17 protein-coding genes and 2 pseudogenes are annotated in these 20,544 nt (G+C 61.6%); 7 read left to right on the top strand and 12 right to left on the bottom strand.

The features are described 5' to 3' along the window. Positions 1-87 precede the first annotated feature (87 nt). Together HWN72_RS29010 and HWN72_RS29005 are read right to left on the bottom strand one after the other, a co-directional pair. Positions 88-2,589: an ATP-binding protein gene (locus HWN72_RS29010; protein WP_248006443.1), complete on the bottom strand. Its 2,502-nt coding sequence runs from the start codon at positions 2,587-2,589 to the stop codon at positions 88-90. A gap of 669 nt (positions 2,590-3,258) precedes the next feature. Beyond that, positions 3,259-3,618 carry a hypothetical protein gene (locus tag HWN72_RS29005; protein WP_248006442.1) on the bottom strand — a complete coding sequence of 120 codons (360 nt, stop codon included), beginning with the start codon at positions 3,616-3,618 and terminating at the stop codon, positions 3,259-3,261. A gap of 335 nt (positions 3,619-3,953) precedes the next feature. On the opposite strand from HWN72_RS29005, the gene HWN72_RS29000 reads away from it, so the two are divergent. Next, positions 3,954-4,133: a hypothetical protein gene (locus tag HWN72_RS29000; protein ID WP_211152122.1), complete on the top strand. Its 180-nt coding sequence runs from the start codon at positions 3,954-3,956 to the stop codon at positions 4,131-4,133. Positions 4,134-4,187: 54 nt separating this feature from the next. On the opposite strand, the gene HWN72_RS28995 is transcribed toward HWN72_RS29000, so the two are convergent. The 8 genes from HWN72_RS28995 to HWN72_RS28960 all read right to left on the bottom strand — a co-directional run bounded on the left by HWN72_RS28995 (position 4,188) and on the right by HWN72_RS28960 (position 12,800). Then, complete coding sequence (locus HWN72_RS28995; RefSeq protein ID WP_248006441.1) at positions 4,188-5,039, bottom strand: glycosyltransferase family 2 protein; 852 nt, start codon at positions 5,037-5,039, stop codon at positions 4,188-4,190. Next, positions 5,021-5,608, bottom strand: coding sequence for a class I SAM-dependent methyltransferase (locus HWN72_RS28990; RefSeq protein WP_211152121.1), 588 nt, complete (start codon positions 5,606-5,608; stop codon positions 5,021-5,023). The genes HWN72_RS28995 and HWN72_RS28990 overlap by 19 nt, the downstream gene beginning before the upstream one ends. Next, positions 5,605-6,282, bottom strand: coding sequence for a PIG-L family deacetylase (locus tag HWN72_RS28985; protein ID WP_309141600.1), 678 nt, complete (start codon positions 6,280-6,282; stop codon positions 5,605-5,607). Before HWN72_RS28985 ends, HWN72_RS28990 begins: the two co-directional genes overlap by 4 nt. Further along, entirely contained in the window at positions 6,279-7,184 is a 906-nt protein-coding gene (locus tag HWN72_RS28980) for an acyl-CoA dehydrogenase family protein (RefSeq protein ID WP_248006440.1), read from the bottom strand. The genes HWN72_RS28985 and HWN72_RS28980 overlap by 4 nt, the downstream gene beginning before the upstream one ends. A gap of 221 nt (positions 7,185-7,405) precedes the next feature. Further along, entirely contained in the window at positions 7,406-8,449 is a 1,044-nt protein-coding gene (locus tag HWN72_RS28975) for a glycosyltransferase (protein WP_211152118.1), read from the bottom strand. Next, complete coding sequence (locus HWN72_RS28970) at positions 8,446-9,402, bottom strand: glycosyltransferase family 2 protein (protein ID WP_211152117.1); 957 nt, start codon at positions 9,400-9,402, stop codon at positions 8,446-8,448. The genes HWN72_RS28975 and HWN72_RS28970 overlap by 4 nt, the downstream gene beginning before the upstream one ends. Then, positions 9,395-10,525 (bottom strand): glycosyltransferase family 4 protein, encoded by a 1,131-nt coding sequence (locus HWN72_RS28965; RefSeq protein ID WP_231958400.1) that lies wholly within the window; start codon positions 10,523-10,525, stop codon positions 9,395-9,397. The genes HWN72_RS28970 and HWN72_RS28965 overlap by 8 nt, the downstream gene beginning before the upstream one ends. Positions 10,526-10,577: 52 nt before the next feature. Beyond that, entirely contained in the window at positions 10,578-12,800 is a 2,223-nt protein-coding gene (locus tag HWN72_RS28960) for a catalase (protein ID WP_211152116.1), read from the bottom strand. Between the two features lie 185 nt (positions 12,801-12,985). On the opposite strand from HWN72_RS28960, the gene HWN72_RS28955 reads away from it, so the two are divergent. Continuing rightward, positions 12,986-13,735 (top strand): Crp/Fnr family transcriptional regulator, encoded by a 750-nt coding sequence (locus HWN72_RS28955; protein WP_211152129.1) that lies wholly within the window; start codon positions 12,986-12,988, stop codon positions 13,733-13,735. Further along, positions 13,732-13,926, top strand: coding sequence for a hypothetical protein (locus tag HWN72_RS28950; RefSeq protein WP_083274884.1), 195 nt, complete (start codon positions 13,732-13,734; stop codon positions 13,924-13,926). The genes HWN72_RS28955 and HWN72_RS28950 overlap by 4 nt, the downstream gene beginning before the upstream one ends. Here HWN72_RS28950 and HWN72_RS28945 read toward each other — a convergent pair. Together HWN72_RS28945 and HWN72_RS28940 are read right to left on the bottom strand one after the other, a co-directional pair. Further along, entirely contained in the window at positions 13,909-14,757 is an 849-nt protein-coding gene (locus HWN72_RS28945; RefSeq protein ID WP_069710009.1) for a transglutaminase family protein, read from the bottom strand. The two genes, HWN72_RS28950 and HWN72_RS28945, sit on opposite strands and share 18 nt — an antisense overlap. Before the next feature lie 215 nt (positions 14,758-14,972). Then, a pseudogene (locus HWN72_RS28940) lies at positions 14,973-15,232 on the bottom strand (GlsB/YeaQ/YmgE family stress response membrane protein); the annotation flags it as partial. 7 nt (positions 15,233-15,239) lie between these two features. Between HWN72_RS28940 and HWN72_RS31430 the strand changes: the two are divergent. The 4 genes and pseudogenes from HWN72_RS31430 to HWN72_RS28925 form a co-directional block, all read left to right on the top strand. Further along, positions 15,240-15,374, top strand: a pseudogene (locus tag HWN72_RS31430) (IS5/IS1182 family transposase); the annotation flags it as partial. Positions 15,375-15,805: 431 nt separating this feature from the next. Continuing rightward, a complete protein-coding gene (locus tag HWN72_RS28935; RefSeq protein ID WP_353231404.1) occupies positions 15,806-18,343 on the top strand; it encodes an ATP-binding protein in 2,538 nt (845 codons plus the stop codon). A 294-nt stretch (positions 18,344-18,637) separates the two neighbouring features. Beyond that, positions 18,638-20,320: an FAD/NAD(P)-binding protein gene (locus HWN72_RS28930; RefSeq protein WP_211152115.1), complete on the top strand. Its 1,683-nt coding sequence runs from the start codon at positions 18,638-18,640 to the stop codon at positions 20,318-20,320. Next, positions 20,317-20,544, top strand: a 228-nt coding sequence (locus HWN72_RS28925; protein WP_211152114.1) for a DUF1543 domain-containing protein, incomplete at its 3' end; no start/stop codon positions are given. The genes HWN72_RS28930 and HWN72_RS28925, both read left to right, overlap by 4 nt.

Below are 20,544 nucleotides of genomic sequence, written 5' to 3'. Positions count from 1 at the left end.
TGCGGCAGATAAGCGTCAAGAAACCATGCATTTCAGTTTGCCAGTTCGATAGGCAATCGCGCTGGCTAGCCGGGCCATCATAAGTTTTCACCGCTCGATGATCTCCCTGATTTTCGTCGCCAGCAAATCCGCTGAGAATGGCTTGGTCAGCATCTCCATGCCGGCAGGCAGGAAACCTGATCGGGCCGAGGCTGCCTGCGTATAACCCGTGATGAAGAGAACCCTGAGGTCGGGCCTGGTCTCGCGTGCGATTTCCGCGAGCTGACGACCATTTAGGCCGGGCAATCCCACATCCGTCACCAGCAGATCGATCCGTTCGGTCGATTGCAGGACGGGAATGGCCGCTTGGGCATCGGCGGCCTCAATCGCCTCGTAGCCCAATTCCTGAAGCACTTCCGTGATGATGAGGCGAACCGATGGATCATCTTCGACCACCATCACGGTTTCCCCCAGCCCCTGGGCGAGCTGCGGTGTGCCCTGTTCAGCCGCTTCCACGGCGCCAGAGGCACGGGGCATGAAGAGTTTCACCGTCGTTCCGACGCCCGGCTCGCTGTAAATGCGCACATGTCCGCCAGCCTGGCGGGCGAACCCGTAGATCATCGAAAGCCCGAGGCCCGTGCCCTGTCCCACGGGTTTCGTCGTGAAGAACGGTTCGAAGACTTTGTCGAGCGTCGAAGCGTCCATGCCGGTGCCGGTATCACTGACGCTCAGGACCACGTACTCGCCAGGCACAAGGTCTGGGTAATCGCGGGTGTAGAACTGATCGAGCTCGATGTTATCGGTCTCGACGATGAGCCTGCCACCGCCCGGCATCGCATCCCTGGCGTTGATGCACAAGTTGAGCAGCGCGCTCTCAAGCTGGTTGATATCGGTCGCCGCTGTCCACAAGCTGGCCCCTAAATGGGTTTCCAGGACCGTCTGCTCGCCAAGCGTACGGTCCAGTGGTTCGCTCATGCCGGTTACAAGGGCATTGACGTCAGTGGTCCGCAAATCAAGGGACTGGCGCCGGCCGAATGCCAGCAGACGGGCGGTAAGAGCGGCAGCCCGCTGCGCGGACGCGTTACCGGCCGCAATGTAGCGATCCACACGGTCCAGTCGTCCGGCCGCAATGTTGCGTTGAACAAGATCGAGGCTGCCGATGATGCCGGTAAGCATATTGTTGAAGTCGTGCGCAATCCCGCCCGTCAATTGGCCTATGGCCTCCATCTTCTGGCTGTGGCGCAAGGCTTCCTGTGCTGTCTCCAGCTCCGCCTCCTGTGCCCTGGCATCGGTCAGATCGCGGCCTACCGCCACGAAGTTGATGCCATCCGGTTCGGGGGCGGCCGTCCATTCGATGCTTCGCCAGATGCCGTCCTGCGTCGCGATACGATTTTCGAAGCGTGCAGGCTCGCGCGCCTGCGCCATTCTGGCAATGGCGTCCAGGGAATGCGTCACATCATCGGGATGCATTATGCTGGCATAGCCGCGCGTGAGAAGCTCATTCTCGCTCCAGCCCAATACCCGGGTCCAGGCAGGATTGATCGCCGACATCATGCCCGCAAAATCGGCACGCGCGAGAAGGTCCTGCGAGAGGTCCCACAATCGGTCGCGTTCGGCGCGGACGCGCTCGATTGCCGCCTTTACTCGTACGCCCACTTCCTGAACGAGGGTTTCCTCCGCCTCGCTCCAGACCCTGGGCGAGGCATTCTGCACAGCAAGCAGGCCAACCCACTGTTCTTCCTCGAACAGAACAACGTCGATAAAAGCGCCGACTTCCCGGGCCGTCAGCCCGGCCCGGGCAGGCGCGCTCAGGCGCTCGTCGCCGGGAACGTCGCGTACCACGACCGGAGCGCCGCTGCGGTAGGCGGCCAGCAGATCGGGTCCGAACGAAGCGAGCGAATGAACACCGGCAATGGAACCGACGCTCCGCGCATAATCGCGCTCCACCGTCATCATGCCGCCGCTGGTGATCTCGGCGTAGAACACCCGGCTGGCGTCGAGCAGTTCGCCAATGCGCAGGGCGGCTAGATTGGTGATCTCGGCCGGTGTTTTCAGCGCACGAAGATCATCTGACAGCGAAAGGAGAAAGGCACTGCGACGCTGCGCCTCCACGCGCCGGGTGGTCTCTGTAAGGATGCAGATGACACCCTCCGGCACGCCGGAGGCGCCAAGAATCGGAGAGTAGTCCAGGTCCATCCAGACCCGTTCCAAGGATCCGCTGCGCAGCAGGGTCATTTCCTGATCGCGGTAGCGCAGGCACTCGCCCGTGAGGACCGCTTTCAGGACGGCATCGTTGAACTCCGCGATTTCCGGCCAGCTCTCCCGCACATTGGAGCCAAAGCTATCAGGGTGGCGCCCGCCTGCGAAATACGAATAGGCATCGTTGTAGAGCATGACGCCCGCCGCACCCCACAATATGGCCATAGGGACCCGCGAGCACAGAATGATGGACAGGGCGCTCGTCAGGCATTGCGGCCATCGCTCTATCGGGCCAAGGGGTGTCGCTGACCAGTCCTTGCGAACGATGAGATCGGCGCATTTGCTGCTGTCCGCGGGAAAGGGAAGATCGCCTGCAACGAGATGGTCATCTACGATCGGCACGGTGGACATGTTGCAAGACCCTGGAAGCCGCACTCCACTGCCGATATGGCAAGGGCTCGCGAGCCTCATTATCGAGCTGCCATAGCCGAACCGCTGCGTGCAAGGAAATCTCTATTCCAGCAGATGACACCCCAGCGGCAAGCGCCGGGATCGAGCTAATGGTGACTGACTAAAGCGGCGTTCTGCAGGCAGAATCGCTCGACTGCCGCCGGTTGTGCAAGCGATCGAGTTTCGCACTGACTTCACGTTTTGGTCTGCTTAACGGGCAGTCGCAGCCCGGACGTTTCGACAGCGACGCGTTCAGGAAGACTGCATCAACCGAATGCTGTAATTACTACCGATTAACGCCCGAAGGAAGCGTGATGCCTATCCGAAGCAGACTGTCGCGAATGTTCCATGCGCACCTCCGCGAATGCGCGCTGAAAGTCACCTGAAATGACAAACAATCGCAATGAGCATCTCCCAGGCCGCCATTCGGATAAGTCCCATCTATCTCCGGCTAAACGGGTTGATCGCTTCGCGTCATACATCCTCGATGCAGTGCCAATACCCTCTCAACCCGCAGCCGCTTCCCGATCGAAGATCCCCAGGGACTGGCTGATTTTTTGGAACGCCTCGCGTCGAGCGCAGTCATGGAAGAGCGGCCTTCAGCTGAAATCCTGGCCCGCAAACCGACTATCAGTTTTTCTGCTCGAGCGTCTTTGCTTGCCGCGCGAGCGCGTCCGCCTTGGTTCTTGCCTGATCGCGCAGAGCCTCTGCTTCTTGCTCAAGCTTCTCGGCTTCAGCATCAGCTTGCGCACGAATGGCTTTGCCTCGATCCTTAAGGGCAGCAGCCTCGGAATCGCGCGCCTTGACGGCTGCTCGGTCTACGCGGTCCGCAGCTTCACCCGCGCGTTCGGCAGGACCGTTCCCATCATATGATACGCCTGCGGCCTTTGCGGCCGCTTCGTCCTTGGCGGCACCCGCTTTTTCTTTGGGGCCATCGCAAGCCGCGATCATGCATGCCAGAGCAGCGGCTGCCGTTAGGGTCGTTGTCATCTTCATGCACCATTAACTTTCGACCGGCGGGGTCGTTCCTGCTGCGCGATTGTTCCTTACCATCTGCAATCAGATCCGGAGGCTATGCACGAAGTTTTGGTTGCATTGTCGTTTCAATTAATATGCCGCCAAGCGACTAGGCCAAGTAGTCACCGCGGGGTGCGACAATCTTCGCAAGACGCAACGCAGATCGATGCATTTGCGCGCTCTCTTTGATGACCGGGCGATGCCGCTCCACGTGCCGCGGATCCGACGATCAGATCGGAACTTAAATGCGTCGCTGTGCGCTTAGTGTGTGCGGCAGTCTGTCGAACTGACTGCACGAGGAGATTATCATGAGCATTGAAGGCAAAGCCAAGGAAGCCGCCGGCTACGTGAAGGAGGAACTTAACGAGCATGGCAAGTCGCCCGAGAGCCAGAAGAAGGCTCAGGAGGGGCGGGATCTTCGCAACGAAGGCCGGGTCGAAGACGGCAAGGAACCGAAGAGCTCGGAGCCGGGAACCGGCAAGAAGTAAAACGATTGACCCCGCTTCGGCGGGGTTTTTCAAAGCTGATGTCAAATTACATCTTTAATCAACCAGCGCGTCGGCAATTTCTTTGCGGGTCGGGTCACGCAGCTTTATCAGACTCCTGTCATCCCATTCGACAAGACCGGATTGCGCGAAGGCGCTGAGCCACCCTTCCATCGGCCATGTTCCCCATTTATCGTGAAACGTGCGTGCGTTGCGCAAAATATCGTTGAAATGCCGAAGCGGGGGCTCGAAAACATCGTGATGCTGATGAAAGGCGCCGGGTCCGCCCATGAATAACAGTGGTACGTGTGCCGCCTTCGCCCTAAATCCAAAATCGGTGTCCTCGGCGCCGTAACCGGTGAAAGCCTCGTCGAACCCGCCAAGGCCGGCGTAGCGTTCGCGGCGAATACCAAAGACAAGTGACCAGAACAGACCGGCATTCTCGACCCGGCGCAGCCCTGATGCCGGAAAACGGCGTGCCGGATGTCCCGATGAGCGTGCAAGCAGGTCGGCCTCTCCCCAGTCTGATCGCGCGTCATCCTGCCCCAGGTAACGAACCTGCGCACAGACCAGTCCATCCTCGCTATCGAGCACGTCCGTCATGGCCGCGATCAGGCCGCGCATCGGAATGCAATCCACGTCGAGAAACAGCAAGGTGTCGCCCTTTGCCGCGCGCGCCGCCGCGTTGCGCGCTGCTGCGAGAGGAAGGCCCTCGCAGTCCAGCCGTTCGATCCGGCAAGGGAACGGGGTTTCCTCGACGGAGACCGGCACTGTGCTGCCCATATCCACCACGATGAGTTCACGGGGCGCCGCGTCGCTGCGGCGCAGCCCTTCGACAAGCTGGGCCAGATGTCCGGCACGATTGCGTACTATCGTCAATACGCTGGTACTCATGGCGTCCTGCGCCATACATCAAGTCGATACTCGTCGCGGCGTTCGGCACGTTCGATGCGCACACACCCCGTCAGGGCATCCTGCAGCTTGTCGACTGCCTCGTCCCCGCTTTGGGGATAATCAGTTTCGCCCAGCCAGTGGACGAGGATGATGACCCCGCCAGGGAGCAGATGGTCTGCGACCCATGCAGCGGCCGTCCTGATATCCGTATCGTCCCAGTAATAGACGACTTCCGACAGCACGATGAGATCGAAGTCAGACTCGGGCGCCTGCGCAGGGAATTGCATGTTGGCAAACATCACGTGCTTATAGAAAGCACACCGCTTTCGTGCCGCGCGAAGCGCCGTCCCGCTGACGTCGATTGCCAGCAGGGACTGAACGGCTGGAGCAAGCAGGCAGGTCAGCATTCCCCTTGCGCAGCCAACTTCAAAGGCATGGCGATATTCGCCGCTGCCCAGCATACGCACGGTATGGTCATGCTTGGCTTTTTCATAGGCACTCGTTTCAAGATTCCACGGATCTTCCGTGCCCTGGAACATGCTTTCGAAATACTCCGGCGTCAGGCTGGTGAAATGCCGCCTCATATGCCCCTCTCCACGAACAGGGTGTCGCGCGCGGCCATGCGCTGCATGGCTTTCGGCAATCGAAAGCCATGCCCATGGGATGCGGTCAGTTGACTGCGATGCGCCTGCAGCGCGTATCGACGCAGGCCGGGCGACATCGCGTCGGAGCGGATTGCGCGGTATCGACGCGGTTCCGGCCTGTCGGCCCAGACGCAATATTCAGCCACGACGATGCGGCGCTTTGCCCGGCCCTTCACCGCGTAGGCGAGTTCAGCCGCCGCAGCGTGATCGCAGTGGGGTTCATGCCTGGCGGTAACCGCGATCGCATCGACCCGAAGCCGCACGCAAAACGATGCAAGGGTCATGACCGAACGATCGAATTTTGAACTGCCCGGAGCAGCGGGGGCCGCATCCTTCCAGCCCAGATGGAATGGGCGATCTCGTCGACTGCCAGTCAGCCGCGACAGCGCGCCGGCGCCCTCGCGCCTTCGGACGCAGATCAGGCGCTGCGCGCCTCCCTCCGCCGCCGGGTGCGAGCCCGAGCCGTCAGTGAGATAGACGAGGGCCGCGAAGTGCCCGGCCGCTTCTGCCTGCGCGATAAGAGCGCCGGCTCCAAGCGTTTCATCGTCAGCGTGCGGCGCCAGCACCAGCCAGCGCAGCGACCGCCAGGGACGATCAGCAAGGCTGGCGGTCACCACAACACGTCCTGCTCGCCCCAGGCATCGTGATCGAGCCACGTCAACGCTGCCTGATCGCGGGCATAGTCGGGTCCGCCCTGACGCAGGTAGAGCGACAAGTCGCGGGCGATCTTGTCGATGCGCTGGCCGTCCATCGCGCTGCGCGTTCCGACGATACGCGCGGCTAGTTCCATGACATCGAGCCCGGCGCGCTCGACAACGCCGCGCGTCAGGCGCGCAAAGGCTGGTCCATCGAGGTCATCACTCGCGGCGCGCATCGCGCATTCGCGAACCCATAGATAAGCGGTACGCGCAGCGACGACGCAGTCAGCGAACTTGGCACGTTGCAATGGATCAGCCCGGGCCGTGTCCGACATGGCCTGCCGGGTCTCCACCAGCAGCGCCTCTATGCCGCCAAGCTGTACGGCGGCGAAGCGCCAGGCCCCGGTCGTGAAGCGCGGCTCGCGATCGTAATCGCCGGGATGTCCAAGCAGGTCGGTGTCCTTGATCCGCAATCCCGTAAGGTCATAAAGGCCGCTGTTGCTTGCTCGCATGCCGCGCACGCGCCAGCCGGAGAGATCGGCACGATCCGCTTCGTCGCCTTCCACCACTACCAACCGTCGCCCCCCCTCGGGCTGCCTCGCGGTGACGATCGCGTGCGCCAGTCCGCCTGCGCCGCTCGCGAAGCTCTTTGCCCCCTTCAGGCTCATCTGAGTGCGGTTGGCCAGCTCGATCGAGACACCCGGCGCCGGTTCGGTGGCCCAAACGCCGTAAAAGCCCCCGGCATCGAGCACGCGCCCAAGCTGCCGGTTCTGCTCCGCCGATCCGTACCACTCGAACAGCAATAGCGCGTTAACATGCCCTTCGAGCAAACGCCCGACACTAAGGTCGGCCCGCCCGGCGATGCGAAGGACGTCCATAAGGATGCGATATCGCTCCCGCGTATCCGCGAAGACCGTGCCGCCGCTCGCGGCCGGCGCAAAGTGCCTATGCAGCCCCGCGGCCGCGAGACAGCGCATGCTTTCAAGAGGGAAGACCGGCGCGGCATCATACCGCGCACCAAGATCGGCCAGCCGATCGGCGATCGCTCGCGCACATCCAACCGGATCCGCGGCGATGCCGGGTGATGGGTTTAAGCTGTTCATCGCCCCGGTGCCGCCAGCGAAAGGGAACGCGAGGCGTGCTGAGCCAGCCACTGTGCCGCCTTCTCGGCAGCCATCGGATCGCGCAAACGTCGCCTGCCTTCGCCGGACATGGACACGGCATCATCGAGAATACGCCCCCAGAAACATGCAGGGGGCCATTCCGGAAGCACGATCGCGGCGCCCAGCGCCTTAAGGCCACGGCCAGTGGCATGCTGCTCAGCGTAGGGACGATCCTCGGGTATGCACACGAAAGGTCGGTCGGCCGCGATCACCGCCCCGACCAGACCGTTGCCGCCTGCACCAATGACGACTGCAGCGCGCGCGATTTCGGCCTCTGGTGACGCGACCCATCCCGCAAATTCCAGATTGCCGGGTGGCTGCGGAGGCACCGCAGCAGGGCCGATCACGCGCCATCGCCAGCCCGGCCACGCGCGGGCCGCCTTGGCAAGTTCGTCCCCATCACCTGTCGGTCCGCCCTGGCCGAAGACCACGAGGACAAGCTTTTCCAGCGGTGCTGCCTCCGCCGGTGGCTGAGCTATGCCTGGCAGGTAAAGCGTCTTTGCCCGTACCCATTCGGGCGTCGCAGCGGATTCGCAGGCGGGATGAAACGGGGCCAGCAACCCCGATGCGGCGCGAAACGTCTCGAGGTGCGCCGGATCGTCCCTTTTTCCGCTCAGCCGTACGCAGATCGTCGGCACCGAGGCCAGCCGAGCCAGCATCGCCACTTCGGCAGAGACATCGATGACCATCATCGCAGGGCGCGCCTGGGCAATCCAGCGAGTGATGCGAGCGACGCGGCTGCGCACCCCTTCGTGATCGAGCGGAGCATAATGCAGCGCATCAGGGCGTGAGGAGGCGCCGTCAAAACCATCGAACAGGCCCGAAAGAGGGCGATCATCGGCAAGATCGATCCCGTTTTCGCCGAGGCCGGTGCCGAGCAGGACGATAAGGCGTTCGCTGGCGGCAGCAATTGCCTGTGCGCGCGCGCGATGGCCTGCGCCATGATGGTGAACGTAATAGCCGATCGGGCGGTCGATCACCGTCCAATCTCCAGTTTCATGTCACGGCGCATGGGCGCAAGCAGCATCTCTTCCCGCGGTATCCGTGCATGTCCGTCTGGCAGCGACCGCATCCCGCGGCGCCAGAGCGCTCGTTCGCGCCACTGCTCGTAGCTTGGTGCGGCCGGGGCTGCGCACGTTGCCGCCAGTTCGAAGAGTTCCTCCATGGCGCGGGCCATCCCGCATTCGGCCCGCCCATCACGGCGCGGCGAGACGAAGGTGTAGACATTGCCGGGATGGGCGAGGCGGCCGCCGTGAGCGATGCCGGCGGCGACGAGCGCGCGATCTTCTCCGCTCGGAAGCAGCGGGACCCCGCCGCACTCGCGATAAAGCTGCGCGCGGATCGCCAGCGATGCGCCGGTATGATCGCCATGACGCGGCGGCGGGTTCCAGGGGAGGGGATCAACCTCGTCTTCGATGGCACGCACCGCGTTCCAGTACCTGTCCCAGGCATGGCGCAGGAGCGCAACTTCAGGTGGCAAAGGCTCAGCCCGGTCAATCTCGATGCGTCCGCCAACCAGATCCGCACCGCGGCCAAAGGCCGCAGCGATGTTTTCGAGCCAGCAGGCGGGCGGGCACGTATCGGCATCGGTGCTGACCAGAATGCCCTGCGCTGAACCTGCCAGAAGCGACAACCCAGTATCCATTGCCAGGCGGCGCGCAGATCCCGCATGGGCAAGGCCGGGCGGAAACGTCACGTCTTCGACATGGACATGCAATCGCCCCTTGAACGCGGCGCGGGCCTCGGCGACGACAGCGAAGCTCGCGTCGGTGGTGTTGTTGAGCGCGATGACCACCCGGATGACGCCTGGCAGCGTCTGCCGCGCAAGTGCCGCGAGCAGCACCGGAAGGCGCTCTTCCTCGTCGCGAGCCGGAACGCACACGCAAAAGTCGCACGCCGCAGCCAGCGGATTTGTCGGTTCGCCGTCAAGCATGTAAGAGCGGGACCTCGCAAAATTCGCTCTCAGCGTGCATCGCGATCCGGCGATTGTACAACGCTTCGTAGCTCTCGATCATTCGCCGGGCATCGCAGGTTTGTTCGGCACGTCTGCGACAATCGTAGCGGCTGAGCCGCATTGCTCCTCGCACCGCAGCCGCGAGCGATGCAACGTCATCGGGCGTTGCCAGTACGCCGCAGCTCTCGTCGAGAATTTCCGGAATTGCACCGCGGGCGAAGGCGGCGACCGGCACCCCGCATGCAAGCGCCTCGGCGACGACGAGGCCGTATGGTTCGTCCCAGGTGGGAGTGCACAGGAAGGCCCTTGCACCGCCGACGAAACGCGCCAGCGCCAGGTGATCCAGATGCCCGACATGAACGACGCGGTCGCCGAGATGCGGCTTGATCATGCCGTCGAAATACACCTGATCCAGGATCGGCCCGGCGACGCGCAGCCGCACCCCGATCGATCGCGCGGCTTCGATGGCGAAGTGCAGACCCTTTTCGGGGACAATCCGCCCGTACCAGACCAGATAGGGCTCAGGGTCGGGCTGCGGACTGAAACCGAATTTCTCAAGGTCGATCCCGTTCAGGATAACCTGATCGCTTGGGGCGACGTGATCCCACAAACGGGCGACAGAGCGCGAGACAGCGACGAAAGTGTGATTGGCCGCCGAGCACATGCGCACGCCGCTTTCCAGCCAGCAGAACGGCGGGGTGTGGAACGTCGTCACCATCGGCATCGGTAAAGTGTCCGCCAGCGACACCGGCAGGTAATGCAGGGAATTGTTGTGGATCACGTCGAAGTCGCGATGCCGCAGGGTGTTCATTAGCGTGAGATAAGCGTGATGCTCCTTGAAAAAGGCGACATCGTGCGCCTCCGCCGTTCCGACCTCGTCCAGTGCCGTCGCGTCGCACACGGCCTCCAGCCCGAGCGCTGCGTCGGACCGGGACGAGGCGAAGACGGTCACGGCGTGGCCGCGATCCCGCAATGCCCGGGCGAGGAGATGCGTGTGCATTTCCAGTCCGCCGGCAAACGGCTCGGCAATCGGGTACTTGAGATGTGAAATGATGCCGATACGCAAGGAGCCCGATCCGCCGGACGAAACGGGAAGCGGCATGACGTCGCCTCCTGGGTTTCGTGCCTGGCCCCCGGCCTCGTACAGTGCGAGATCAGGCTGCGGGCCGTGCATCCAGGTCTACCTCCAGTTCTCGTGGCCAGTATCGCAACGCGCGGCACGCCTCGACGAATCCGGCGGCGTCCTTCGCGTTGCCGAGCGGTTTGCAGGCCTCGTCGAGATCCTCGGCGATCCCGGCTTTGGCGAAGATGGCCTGCGCCTCCGCGCTGAAGCCGATGAACTTGCAGTGGGCGAAAGCATCGGTAACGAAGTCCTTCGCAGCGGCATCGCCTGCAAGAAGGGCCGCGCCTTCTTGCGACACCACGACCGCCACGGCATCGAAAAGGACCGATGGTCCGCCGTCGATTTTCTGCTTCGCCGCAACGCTCGTACCATCTGACAGCGTGACACCGGCGATCCTGGGCGCAATAACCTCATAGACCGCCTTTTCCTTGTCCACCGCCTTTACCAGCGCCTTGAACACGGCGGCATCGGCGCCGTCACTCAGAAGAATGCCGAGCTTGCGCCCCTTGAAGCTATCTGGACCGTTCTTGAGAATGCTCAGCTTGTCCGACGGCGGCAGGTCCACGAGCGGCTCACGCGCTGCTGCCGCAGCATCCGGCAAGGGCAGGCCGAGACCCTCCGCGACGGTTTGCGCCAGACCGCCATCGATGTTCAGCAAATGCGAAACCGTGCGTGAGCGGATGTCGGGGCGTTCCACCTTCGACAATTCGAAGACGAGCGCGTCGCCGATGTGCTTCTGCTCGATCGGCGTCTGCGACACGAAGAACTGACGCGCCTGGCTGTAATGGTCGGCGAAAGTTTCCGAACGTACCCGCTGCTTGGGCCCTTCCGCCTCCTGCGCAAAGCTTGTGAACCCGCGTGCCGGGTCTTCGCGCGGGCCGCCATGGGTCGGGCCCCAGCTGTTTGGTTCGTAGTTCGCGCGGCCCTTTGGGTTATGCATCGCCATATGCCCGTCCTGCTGGAAATGGTGCATCGGGCATTTGGGCGCGTTGATGGGGATATGCGTGAAGTTTGGCCCGCCAAGCCGCTTGATCTGGGTATCGAGGTACGAGAAATTGCGCCCCTGGAGCAGCGGATCGTTTGAGAAATCGATACCCGGCGGCACGTTTTGCGTACAGAACGCGACCTGCTCGGTCTCGGCGAAGAAATTGTCGACCACCCGGTCCAGCACGAGGCGCCCGACCACCCGGACCGGCACCAGTTCCTCGGGGATCAGCTTGGTCGCGTCGAGAACGTCGAAGTCGAAGCTGTCGGCGAAGGCATCGTCGAACAGCTGGACGCCGAGCTCCCATTCGGGGTAATCGCCCGAATTGATGGCATCCCACAAGTCGCGGCGATGAAAATCGGGATCGGCGCCGTTGATCTTCACCGCCTCGTTCCACACTACCGACTGCAGCCCCTGCTTGGGCTTCCAGTGGAACTTCACGAACGTCGATTTGCCTTTGGCGTCGATGAGGCGGAACGTGTGAACGCCAAAGCCCTCCATCGTGCGGAAAGAGCGCGGGATCGCGCGGTCCGACATGGCCCACATAACCATGTGGAAGCTCTCCGGCGTCAGCGAGATGAAGTCCCAGAAATTGTCGTGCGCCGTCTGCGCTTGCGGAAATGCACGGTCCGGTTCGGGTTTGGCGGCGTGGATGAGGTCGGGAAACTTCATCGCGTCCTGGATGAAGAAAACGGGGATGTTGTTGCCGACCAGATCCCAGTTGCCCTCCTGGGTGTAGAGCTTGACCGCGAACCCCCGCACATCGCGCGCGAGATCGACCGAGCCTTTCGAGCCCGCCACGGTCGAAAAACGCACGAAAGCCGGCGTCCGCTCGCCGACGCGCTGGAAAATGTCGGCGCGGCTGACGTCGGCAAGACTGTCAGTGAGTTCGAAATATCCGTGCGCCGCATAGCCCCGCGCATGGACGACGCGCTCGGGAATGCGTTCGTGGTCGAAGTGGAACATCTTCTCGCGGAAGTGAAAGTCTTCCAGCAGCGTGGGCCCCCGCGCGCCCTGCTTGAGACTGTTCTGGTCATCACCAACCGGAATGCCTTGCTGGGTGGTCATCGTCGGCACCTCGCCGCCTGCGACCTGCCGGGTCTCTCCGCCAGCGCCCTGCGGCTCGCTGTACGCAAATGCGATGTCCGCATCCGCCGGAACAGGGTCCGCTTTTTGGAGTGACTCCCCGCCGATATCCACCCCGGCCAGGTCGGCTGCCGTCACCGGCTTGGAAGACTTGGACTGCGTCTTGCTGGGGGTCTTGGCCATGGTCATTCCTCGGGGATTGATCTGGCCATCCAACCCGGAACGTCACTCCCAGTTGCTTCCGAAAATCGTAAATTAACCTGCGTCAAGACGATTTATCGCAGATGCACGCAACACTTCCCTGCCAGCAGCAGTTCAGATCATGCGCGTGTGCGCCGGACCACACCATCAGCATTGAAAAGGCATCGATGTTTACTGATCGCTTTCTCAGATACAAGCGCGGAGCCAGTCTCAGCGCCAACGAACGCCTTTGCCTCGAAGGGGCGATAGAGGAAGTGAGGACGCTGGAAGCTCGCCAGATCATCATCCGCGCGGGAACCGCACTGCACGAAAGCACTCTGCTGGTTGACGGTTTTCTGTCACGGTACATCGACGATCGCAACGGACTACGCCAGCTGGTGGCAATCCATGTGCCCGGCGACTTTGTCGATCTGCACGCCTACCCGCTCCAGACACTCGACCATGACGTGGCAACAATGACTGCCGCCACAGTGGCAATCGTACGCCATGAACAGCTCGATGCGATCATCGAGGAGCAGCCGCAACTGGGCCGCAAACTATGGTTCTCCACACTTATCGATGCTGCGATCCACCGCGCCTGGCTGTTCCGCCTCGGGCGCATGGATGCAATGGGAAGGGTCGCGCATTTTCTGTGCGAGACCAATGCTCGGCTGTTTTCGGCCGGGCTGAGCGACGGCCGCCGGTTTGCCCTGCCGCTGACCCAGAGTGATATCGCCGAAATATGCGGCCTGACCAACGTTCATGTGAATAGGGTCATGCGCCAGCTGCGGGAAGAGAAAGTCTGCATCTTCCGCTCTTCGCTCGTCGAAATCCTGGACGCCGAGCGCCTTGTCGCACGTGGCCAGTTTGATCCGGATTACCTCTATCTGGAAGATCCCGACCCCGTCCTGCCCTCTCATCTAGAGCACCCGTCATGACGATACAGCCGAACCCGCCCCAGCCAAGAGACGATCCCGGCGTTGCAAGTGCCGAGAACGGGGTCGTCATTCTGGACGGCCCCAACGGCATGGCCGTCACGATGACCGTCAATGCTGCAGTAAAAACCGGCCAAAGCCTTATTGCGGCGGCCAGGCTGGCCGAAGAGCAAGCTTCACGCCGCGAATGCTAGGGAGTTCGAAGTCTGTGTTCCGGCCACGTTGACTTCTTCTGTTAGCACGCGAAAACTGACAAGCTGCAGCGGGCCAAAGGCCGTGGTCAGCGCCGTATCCGCCGCATCGCGGCCACATGCCATAAGTATCCGCCCGATCCTCGGAACTTGGTGACGCGCGTCGAAGCTGTGCCATGTGCCGCCCAGATAAGCTTCGAACCACGCATGAAAATCCATCGGAACGTCGAGTGGCTCCACACCGATATCACCAAGGTATCCGCTGCAATAGCGTGCCGGTATGTTCATGCACCGGCATAGAGCCACGGCCAGATGGGCGAAGTCACGGCATACGCCGACGCGCTCGTTGTACGCTTCGTACGCCGTTCGCGTCGCGCGGGCGTGCTCGTAGCCGTACGTCAGGTGGCGATGAACAAAATCGACGATGGCCCTTACCCGCTGCCACCCCGCGGGTATGTGTCCGAACAATCCCCAGGCGATATTGGAGAGATGGTCTGTCTCGCAATACCGGCTTCCCAATAGATACTGGAGCACTTCGTGCGGCAGATCGGCCACCTCATGCTGCACAGCATCAGGACACTCGATGTCGGCCAGTCCAGAGTCGTGCATCAGAAAGTTGCAGGAAATCGTGGTGGTCCCGCTCGGCAGAGTGAGGCGCGTGCAAAAATTTCCGAAAGCATCATGGTAATGTTGCATCGGAATGCCGCGATCGTTCATGATCGCGTGAGGTGATCGCAAGTCCTGAAATCTTTCCGGACGAACGTTGAGCATCGCCACCAAAGGCGTTGAAGCCTCTACTTTAAGACCAATCTCATATCCGCCGCGAATTAACATAAATCAGGCTCCGGTGAAGCGCCATATACTCACCGAAACGGCGAGAAGATGGCTCTTGCACAAAGCGCCGTCCGGCTTTTAAGTTTCAACCATGCACTCGGCTGAACGCATATCTGTGCGACGGAAGCAAGGGTTGGCGATATCTGGACGGCAAAACGCCGCCCGTCCGAAATTGAGGGGCGGCGCAATCCACGACTTGAAAATTCGCTCAGCGCGCGGTTGCGGTGGAAGAAATTGACGATTGAAAGAAGGATGACCGCGCCAACGAAGGGGATAATCAGATCTGTAAGCGAAAATTCCTGCCCACACTGCCACGAATGCCCCGCAACGGCCCTGAAAGCGCATTGCCGATAATCGAGCCGGCACAGCCCACGACGATATTGAGGAAGGGGCCTATCGATGCATCCCGCTTCATCACCATGCTAGCCAGCCAGCCTGCGATGCCGCCAACGAAAAATGCGATGATCCAGCCCATGTGTCTCGTCCAGCGCACTTTCGGTCGGATGACCCGGTGGAAACGGCTCGTCCGCGGCGACGAGCAGCGGATCGACGTCCCGGAGGCCATGATCCATGTCGCTCTAGGCAGTCTCATGCTCCGCAGAATTGTCAATCCATGAACACTCTCAGACGGACTTTCAGACCCATTCGTAAATCGATGCCCACTTCCAGGCACGAGGAAATCAATGTCAAACGGCAGGCGCGCGCTTTTTGCGGGTGAGCACATACCCCCAAAAGGCGCGACGCCTGATCCCCTTCCGATCTGGCGTCTGCTTGGCGAGCGGGAAGGTGCAAGGCTGCGGTGATCTCCGACGCGGTCTGGCGCCGAACGCATCACGGCATTTGGCGCGCAGAACTAAGATGTTGGGGAAACATCAAATCCCCTAAAGCGTTCGGTGACAATGCGCGGAAGTTGTGCCCCGCAAATCGCTTTCGCAGAAAGATGGTAGATCACCTTGGCATCAATTTCGCCTGACAGGCCGGCGCGATGAAATCTGGTTCTGACACTCCCGCTCGGGCCTGGACAGAATCGGAGCGGCTCGAAAGCCTCTTGCAGGCCGATATCCTCGACACACCGCCGGAGCGCGCGTTCGACGATATCGCTTGGCTTGCAAAGAACGCATGCGGCACCCCAATTGCGCTTGTCAGTCTGGTCGACAGGCACCGGCAATGGTTCAAGGCCAGGTTTGGCGTCACTACGCTTGAGACGTCGATCGACACATCCGTGTGCGCGCTGGCCATCCAGGGACCGGGCCTTTTCGAGATACGAGACCTTGCCGCCGATCGTAGAACCGCAAATTTTTCACTGGTCACCGGTGAACCCCACATCCGCTATTACGCCGGCGTCCCACTCCTCACGCCGGATGGCCTGCCGCTTGGTTCGCTCTGTGTCATCGATACCGTCCCAAGACCTGAGGGCTTGAACGAAGTTCAGCGCCAGACATTGATCGCACTGGCGGCCCAGGCGATCGCCCAGATCGAACTGCGCATGTTGCAGCGTAGAAGTGATGCGATGTTGGTCGCTTCCCGGTCAGTTGGAACGTGGGACTGGAACGTCGGCGATGATCTCATCGTGTCGGACGCGCGGTTGGCTACGCTCTACGGTGTGGACGTGGAGCGCGCCGCGCGCGGCGCGCGACTTGAAGAGTTCTTCGCAAGGGTTCATCCGGATGATCTCCCCGGATTGACAGCCAGAATCGAAAAGGCCGCGGAAGAGCTCGGGCCCTTTGCCTGCGAATATCGGCTGACCCAGCCGGATGGATCGATTAGATGGGTTGCGGCCGAAGGGCATTGCAGCCTTGCTCCCGACGGGATCACCAAGCACTTTCCGGGCGTAAGTTTCGACATTACCGACCGCCGGGGGGCAGAGGCTCGCCAAGCAGCACTACTCCACTTGACGGACGTGCTGCGCGAGATGGACAGCCCTGCGGACATTGCGTTCGCGGCGTCCGAAATTCTCGGGACCACACTTGGTGTCAGCCGAGCCGGATACGGCACGATTGATCCAGTTGCTGAGACGATAACGGTCGAGCGTGACTGGAACGCGCCGGGTGTGACAACCATCGCCGGGACATTGCATTTTCGTGAGCATGGCACCTACATCGAAGACCTGAAACGCGGAGAGACGGTGCTGTGCACCGATGCCGATGTCGATGTGCGCACGCGGGACCAGGCCGACGTCCTGAAGAGTATCACCGCCCATTCTTTCATCAATATGCCGTTGCATGAGAACGGTGCGTTTGTTGCTCTGATCTACGTGAACAACGGCACTCCGCGCACCTGGTCCGCTGACGAAGTGATTTTCATGCAGGAGATTGCTGCCCGTACTCGAAGCGCAACTGAAAGGCGGCGGGCCGAGCATGACCTGGCCGCTCTCACCCAATCGCTCGAGCAGCAGGTCGAAGAGCGCACCACCAGCCTGATGATGACGGAAGAACAGCTTCGGCATTCTCAGAAAATGGAAGCCGTAGGTCAGCTCACCGGCGGTCTGGCTCACGACTTCAACAATATGCTTGCCGGTATCGCCGGATCACTGGAGATGATGCAAGTCCGGATCGCTCAAGGCCGGATCGGTGAGCTGGAAAAGTATGTAACGGCGGCCCAGGGAGCATCCCGCCGTGCGGCCGCGCTCACCCACCGCCTGCTGGCATTTTCCCGAAGACAGACGCTTGATCCAAAACCGACCGACATTAATCGTCTTGTCGCGGAAATGGAGGAGCTCATTCGGCGGACGGTGGGGCCGGCAATCCAGCTTGAAGTGGTCGGTGCCGCGGGGCTCTGGACCGCTTTGGTCGATCCGAACCAGCTCGAGAACGCACTGCTCAATCTATGCATCAATGCACGAGATGCCATGCCGGAAGGCGGCAGGATAACTATCGAGACAGCAAACAAGTGGCTTGACCCTCGCGCAAGTCGCGAGCGCGATCTCCCGGAAGGGCAGTACCTCTCGCTGTGCGTGTCCGATACGGGCACGGGCATGTCGGCCGAAACTATGAAACGGGCATTCGATCCGTTTTTCACAACCAAACCGCTTGGAGAGGGGACGGGATTGGGCCTCTCCATGATCTACGGATTCGCGCGGCAATCAGGGGGACAAGTGCGCGCCTACAGCGAGGTCGGTATGGGGACCACCATGTGTCTGTATCTGCCAAGACACTACGGCAACGTCGATGCCGCAGAGCCGCTCGAAGTGGCATGCGTGATCCCCGAGACAGGCAAGCGGACCGTTCTGGTCGTGGATGATGAGCCGACCATCCGCATGCTCGTTTGTGAGCTGCTTGAGGAAATGGGCCACGTGACGCTCGAGGCGGATGATGGACCTGCGGCGGTGACGTTGCTCGATTCAAACGCAGCGATCGACCTGCTTATCACGGATGTCGGCTTGCCAGGGGGGCTGAACGGCCGTCAGGTCGCTGACGCGGCAAGGGTCACCCGTCCAGATCTCAAGGTGATTTTCATCACCGGCTTTGCAGAGAATGCCGTCGTGGCCAACGGCCAGTTGGAGCCTTGCATGAGGCTGGTCACGAAGCCCTTCGCGCTGGATGTACTCTCGGCCCAGATTGCTGACCTGCTTACCAGTGACGAATAGAACCGCTGAGCTATCTCTTGCCGCTGACTTGGGCATGCCGATATCGGGGACGGAATGCATGGCATCCCCTGGTCTTGCGAACCGCACGCACTTCAACCGCGAGACCGAGCCCTCCACGGTAGGAAGGTCTGAGATAAGCAAATCTGGTGGGTGCGATACGCCATGCTTTCGAGATTGCCCTGTCTAGGCGGATCACGACCTCATCGCCTGGAGCCGGTCACACAGTTCGCAGCCATTAACAGGGATCAAACCGTTTCGCGGGAGCCGATTCCATGTCCCGCGCATTTCGCGGGAATGACCCGATCTGTCGCGTTCGTCGGTGCCGGCCCGACCACTATCTATACGCTGCACGCCTTGCTGCAACAGGAGGTACCGCCATTCGAGCTCACCCTGTTCGAAAAGCAGGCGAGCGTTGGACGGGGCACGCCCTATCGGCCCGGCTGGAACGACCCCGCCATGCTGTCCAACATCGCCAGCGTCGAGATTCCGCCGCTGGAGGAGACACTGGTCGACTGGCTCCACCGGCAGAGCGACGATCGGCTTTCAGAACTGCGCATAGATCGCGAGCAGATCGATGATCGCGCGTTCTACCCGCGCGTGCTGCTCGGCGAGTACTTCCACGATCAGCTTCAGGCGATGCTCGAGCGGGCCACGTGCGCCGGTGTGAAGGTGAACGTGCGTACGCGGTGCGAAGTCATCGATGCGACGAGCGGAAGCGATGGAATGACCCTGGTCGTGCGGCCGGAGCGGGGAGGTGTTTTCGAGACCCTCTTCGACCATGTCGTGCTTGCAACCGGTCATCAATGGCCAGCCCAACCGGAAGTGCGGCCGGGTTACTTCCTCAGCCCTTGGCCTGCTTCCGAGATCGAGAAAATTCGCGCCTGCCGGATCGGCATTCGCGGTTCGTCGCTGACCGCGATCGATGCTGCGGTGGCGCTGGCGGTAAGCCATGGCGCGTTCGTTGATGATGGGCAGGGTGGGCTCATCTACGCGCCCGGCGTGGGCACCGACGACTTCCATATGACCATGCTGTCGCGCAAGGGGCTGCTTCCCGAAGCGGACTTCTATTTTCCCATTCCCTATGAGCCGCTCGCCATCTGCAACGACGAAGCCATCGAAGCCCTTATTGCCGGGCAGATGGACGACCTTCTCGATCGAGCTTTTGGGCTATTCAAGCAGGAGCTGGCCGCAGCCGATGGCGCTTATGCAGAGCGGGTAGGGCTCGACCGGCTCGATATGGAAGAATTCTGCGACGGCTACTTTGCCGAGCGTATGGCGACTGACCCATTTGTGTGGGCTGATCGGAACCTGGCACAAGCGCAGGCGGATTACGAGGCACGCCGCACCGTGGCATGGCGCTACGCGATCCTGCGGATGCACGAAGTCATCCAGAGCCTCATACCGCATCTCGACGATGCAGATTTCCAACGCTTCTCCCGCTTCTTCAAACCCGTGTTCGTCGACGATTACGCCACGGTTCCGCACGAATCGATCAAGCGCATGCTGGCGCTTCACAAAGCCGGGAAGCTTGACGTCTTGCGGGTGGGGGAGAACTACAGGATCGACAGTCACCGGGCGGAAAGCGGCGCCGTTCTCCACCTCGATGGTGAAGCGGTCCATTTCCCGGTTTTCATCGAGGCTACCGGCCAGCGTGCTCTGGCGGCCAAGGACTTCCCTTTCGCCTCGCTGCGCGATCAGGGCATCGTGCGCGACGTGGCAGCCGGACAGGAACGCGGTCCTGCGCGGGGCATCGTGGTCGACGACGAGTTTCATCCCATATCGCCCGACCTTCCGGCCGACCAGCTCTTCTGTCTGAGCCTGCCTTTCATCATGGGCAGGCATCCCTTCATCCAGGGAATCACCAGCTCTTGCGAGATCGGCCAGGTCGTGGGCGCGGAACTGGCCGCTGCCCTTGCCCGGGAAAGCGCGGTAGCGGCCGAACCGGCCAGCGAGGCACAGGGGATGGCTCTTTCATGAAGTTGTTCGCAATCTACATCGGCGGCGAATTTCCTGGCGCCAACATCGAAGTCCACGACCTTCGGTTCGTGGTCGCCAACACGATCGAGGAGACCTACGCAGCATTGCGCCGGGACTGGTGGGGCGTGCCCCGAAGTCTGCACATCGATTGCTGGGCACAGATCACTCATGCCGATGGCCATGACGTGTCGCTGCGGTCCGAGCCGTTCACCGGGCCTGAGAGA

The organism is Novosphingobium sp. HR1a (genome assembly GCF_015594425.1).
GTDB lineage: Bacteria > Pseudomonadota > Alphaproteobacteria > Sphingomonadales > Sphingomonadaceae > Novosphingobium > Novosphingobium resinovorum_A.
This window is presented reverse-complemented; position numbering and strand designations above follow the sequence as displayed.

Excerpts from the sequence above, each read along its gene's own strand:
- HWN72_RS29010 (WP_248006443.1), bottom strand. The coding sequence starts at position 2,589 with ATGTCCACCGTGCCGATCGTAGATGACCATCTCGTTGCAGGCGATCTT.
- HWN72_RS29005 (WP_248006442.1), bottom strand. The coding sequence starts at position 3,618 with ATGACAACGACCCTAACGGCAGCCGCTGCTCTGGCATGCATGATCGCG.
- HWN72_RS29000 (WP_211152122.1), top strand. The coding sequence starts at position 3,954 with ATGAGCATTGAAGGCAAAGCCAAGGAAGCCGCCGGCTACGTGAAGGAG.
- HWN72_RS28995 (WP_248006441.1), bottom strand. The coding sequence starts at position 5,039 with ATGGCGCAGGACGCCATGAGTACCAGCGTATTGACGATAGTACGCAAT.
- HWN72_RS28990 (WP_211152121.1), bottom strand. The coding sequence starts at position 5,608 with ATGAGGCGGCATTTCACCAGCCTGACGCCGGAGTATTTCGAAAGCATG.
- HWN72_RS28980 (WP_248006440.1), bottom strand. The coding sequence starts at position 7,184 with ATGGACGTCCTTCGCATCGCCGGGCGGGCCGACCTTAGTGTCGGGCGT.
- HWN72_RS28970 (WP_211152117.1), bottom strand. The coding sequence starts at position 9,402 with ATGCTTGACGGCGAACCGACAAATCCGCTGGCTGCGGCGTGCGACTTT.
- HWN72_RS28965 (WP_231958400.1), bottom strand. The coding sequence starts at position 10,525 with ATGCCGCTTCCCGTTTCGTCCGGCGGATCGGGCTCCTTGCGTATCGGC.
- HWN72_RS28960 (WP_211152116.1), bottom strand. The coding sequence starts at position 12,800 with ATGGCCAAGACCCCCAGCAAGACGCAGTCCAAGTCTTCCAAGCCGGTG.
- HWN72_RS28955 (WP_211152129.1), top strand. The coding sequence starts at position 12,986 with ATGTTTACTGATCGCTTTCTCAGATACAAGCGCGGAGCCAGTCTCAGC.
- HWN72_RS28950 (WP_083274884.1), top strand. The coding sequence starts at position 13,732 with ATGACGATACAGCCGAACCCGCCCCAGCCAAGAGACGATCCCGGCGTT.
- HWN72_RS28945 (WP_069710009.1), bottom strand. The coding sequence starts at position 14,757 with ATGTTAATTCGCGGCGGATATGAGATTGGTCTTAAAGTAGAGGCTTCA.
- HWN72_RS28930 (WP_211152115.1), top strand. The coding sequence starts at position 18,638 with ATGACCCGATCTGTCGCGTTCGTCGGTGCCGGCCCGACCACTATCTAT.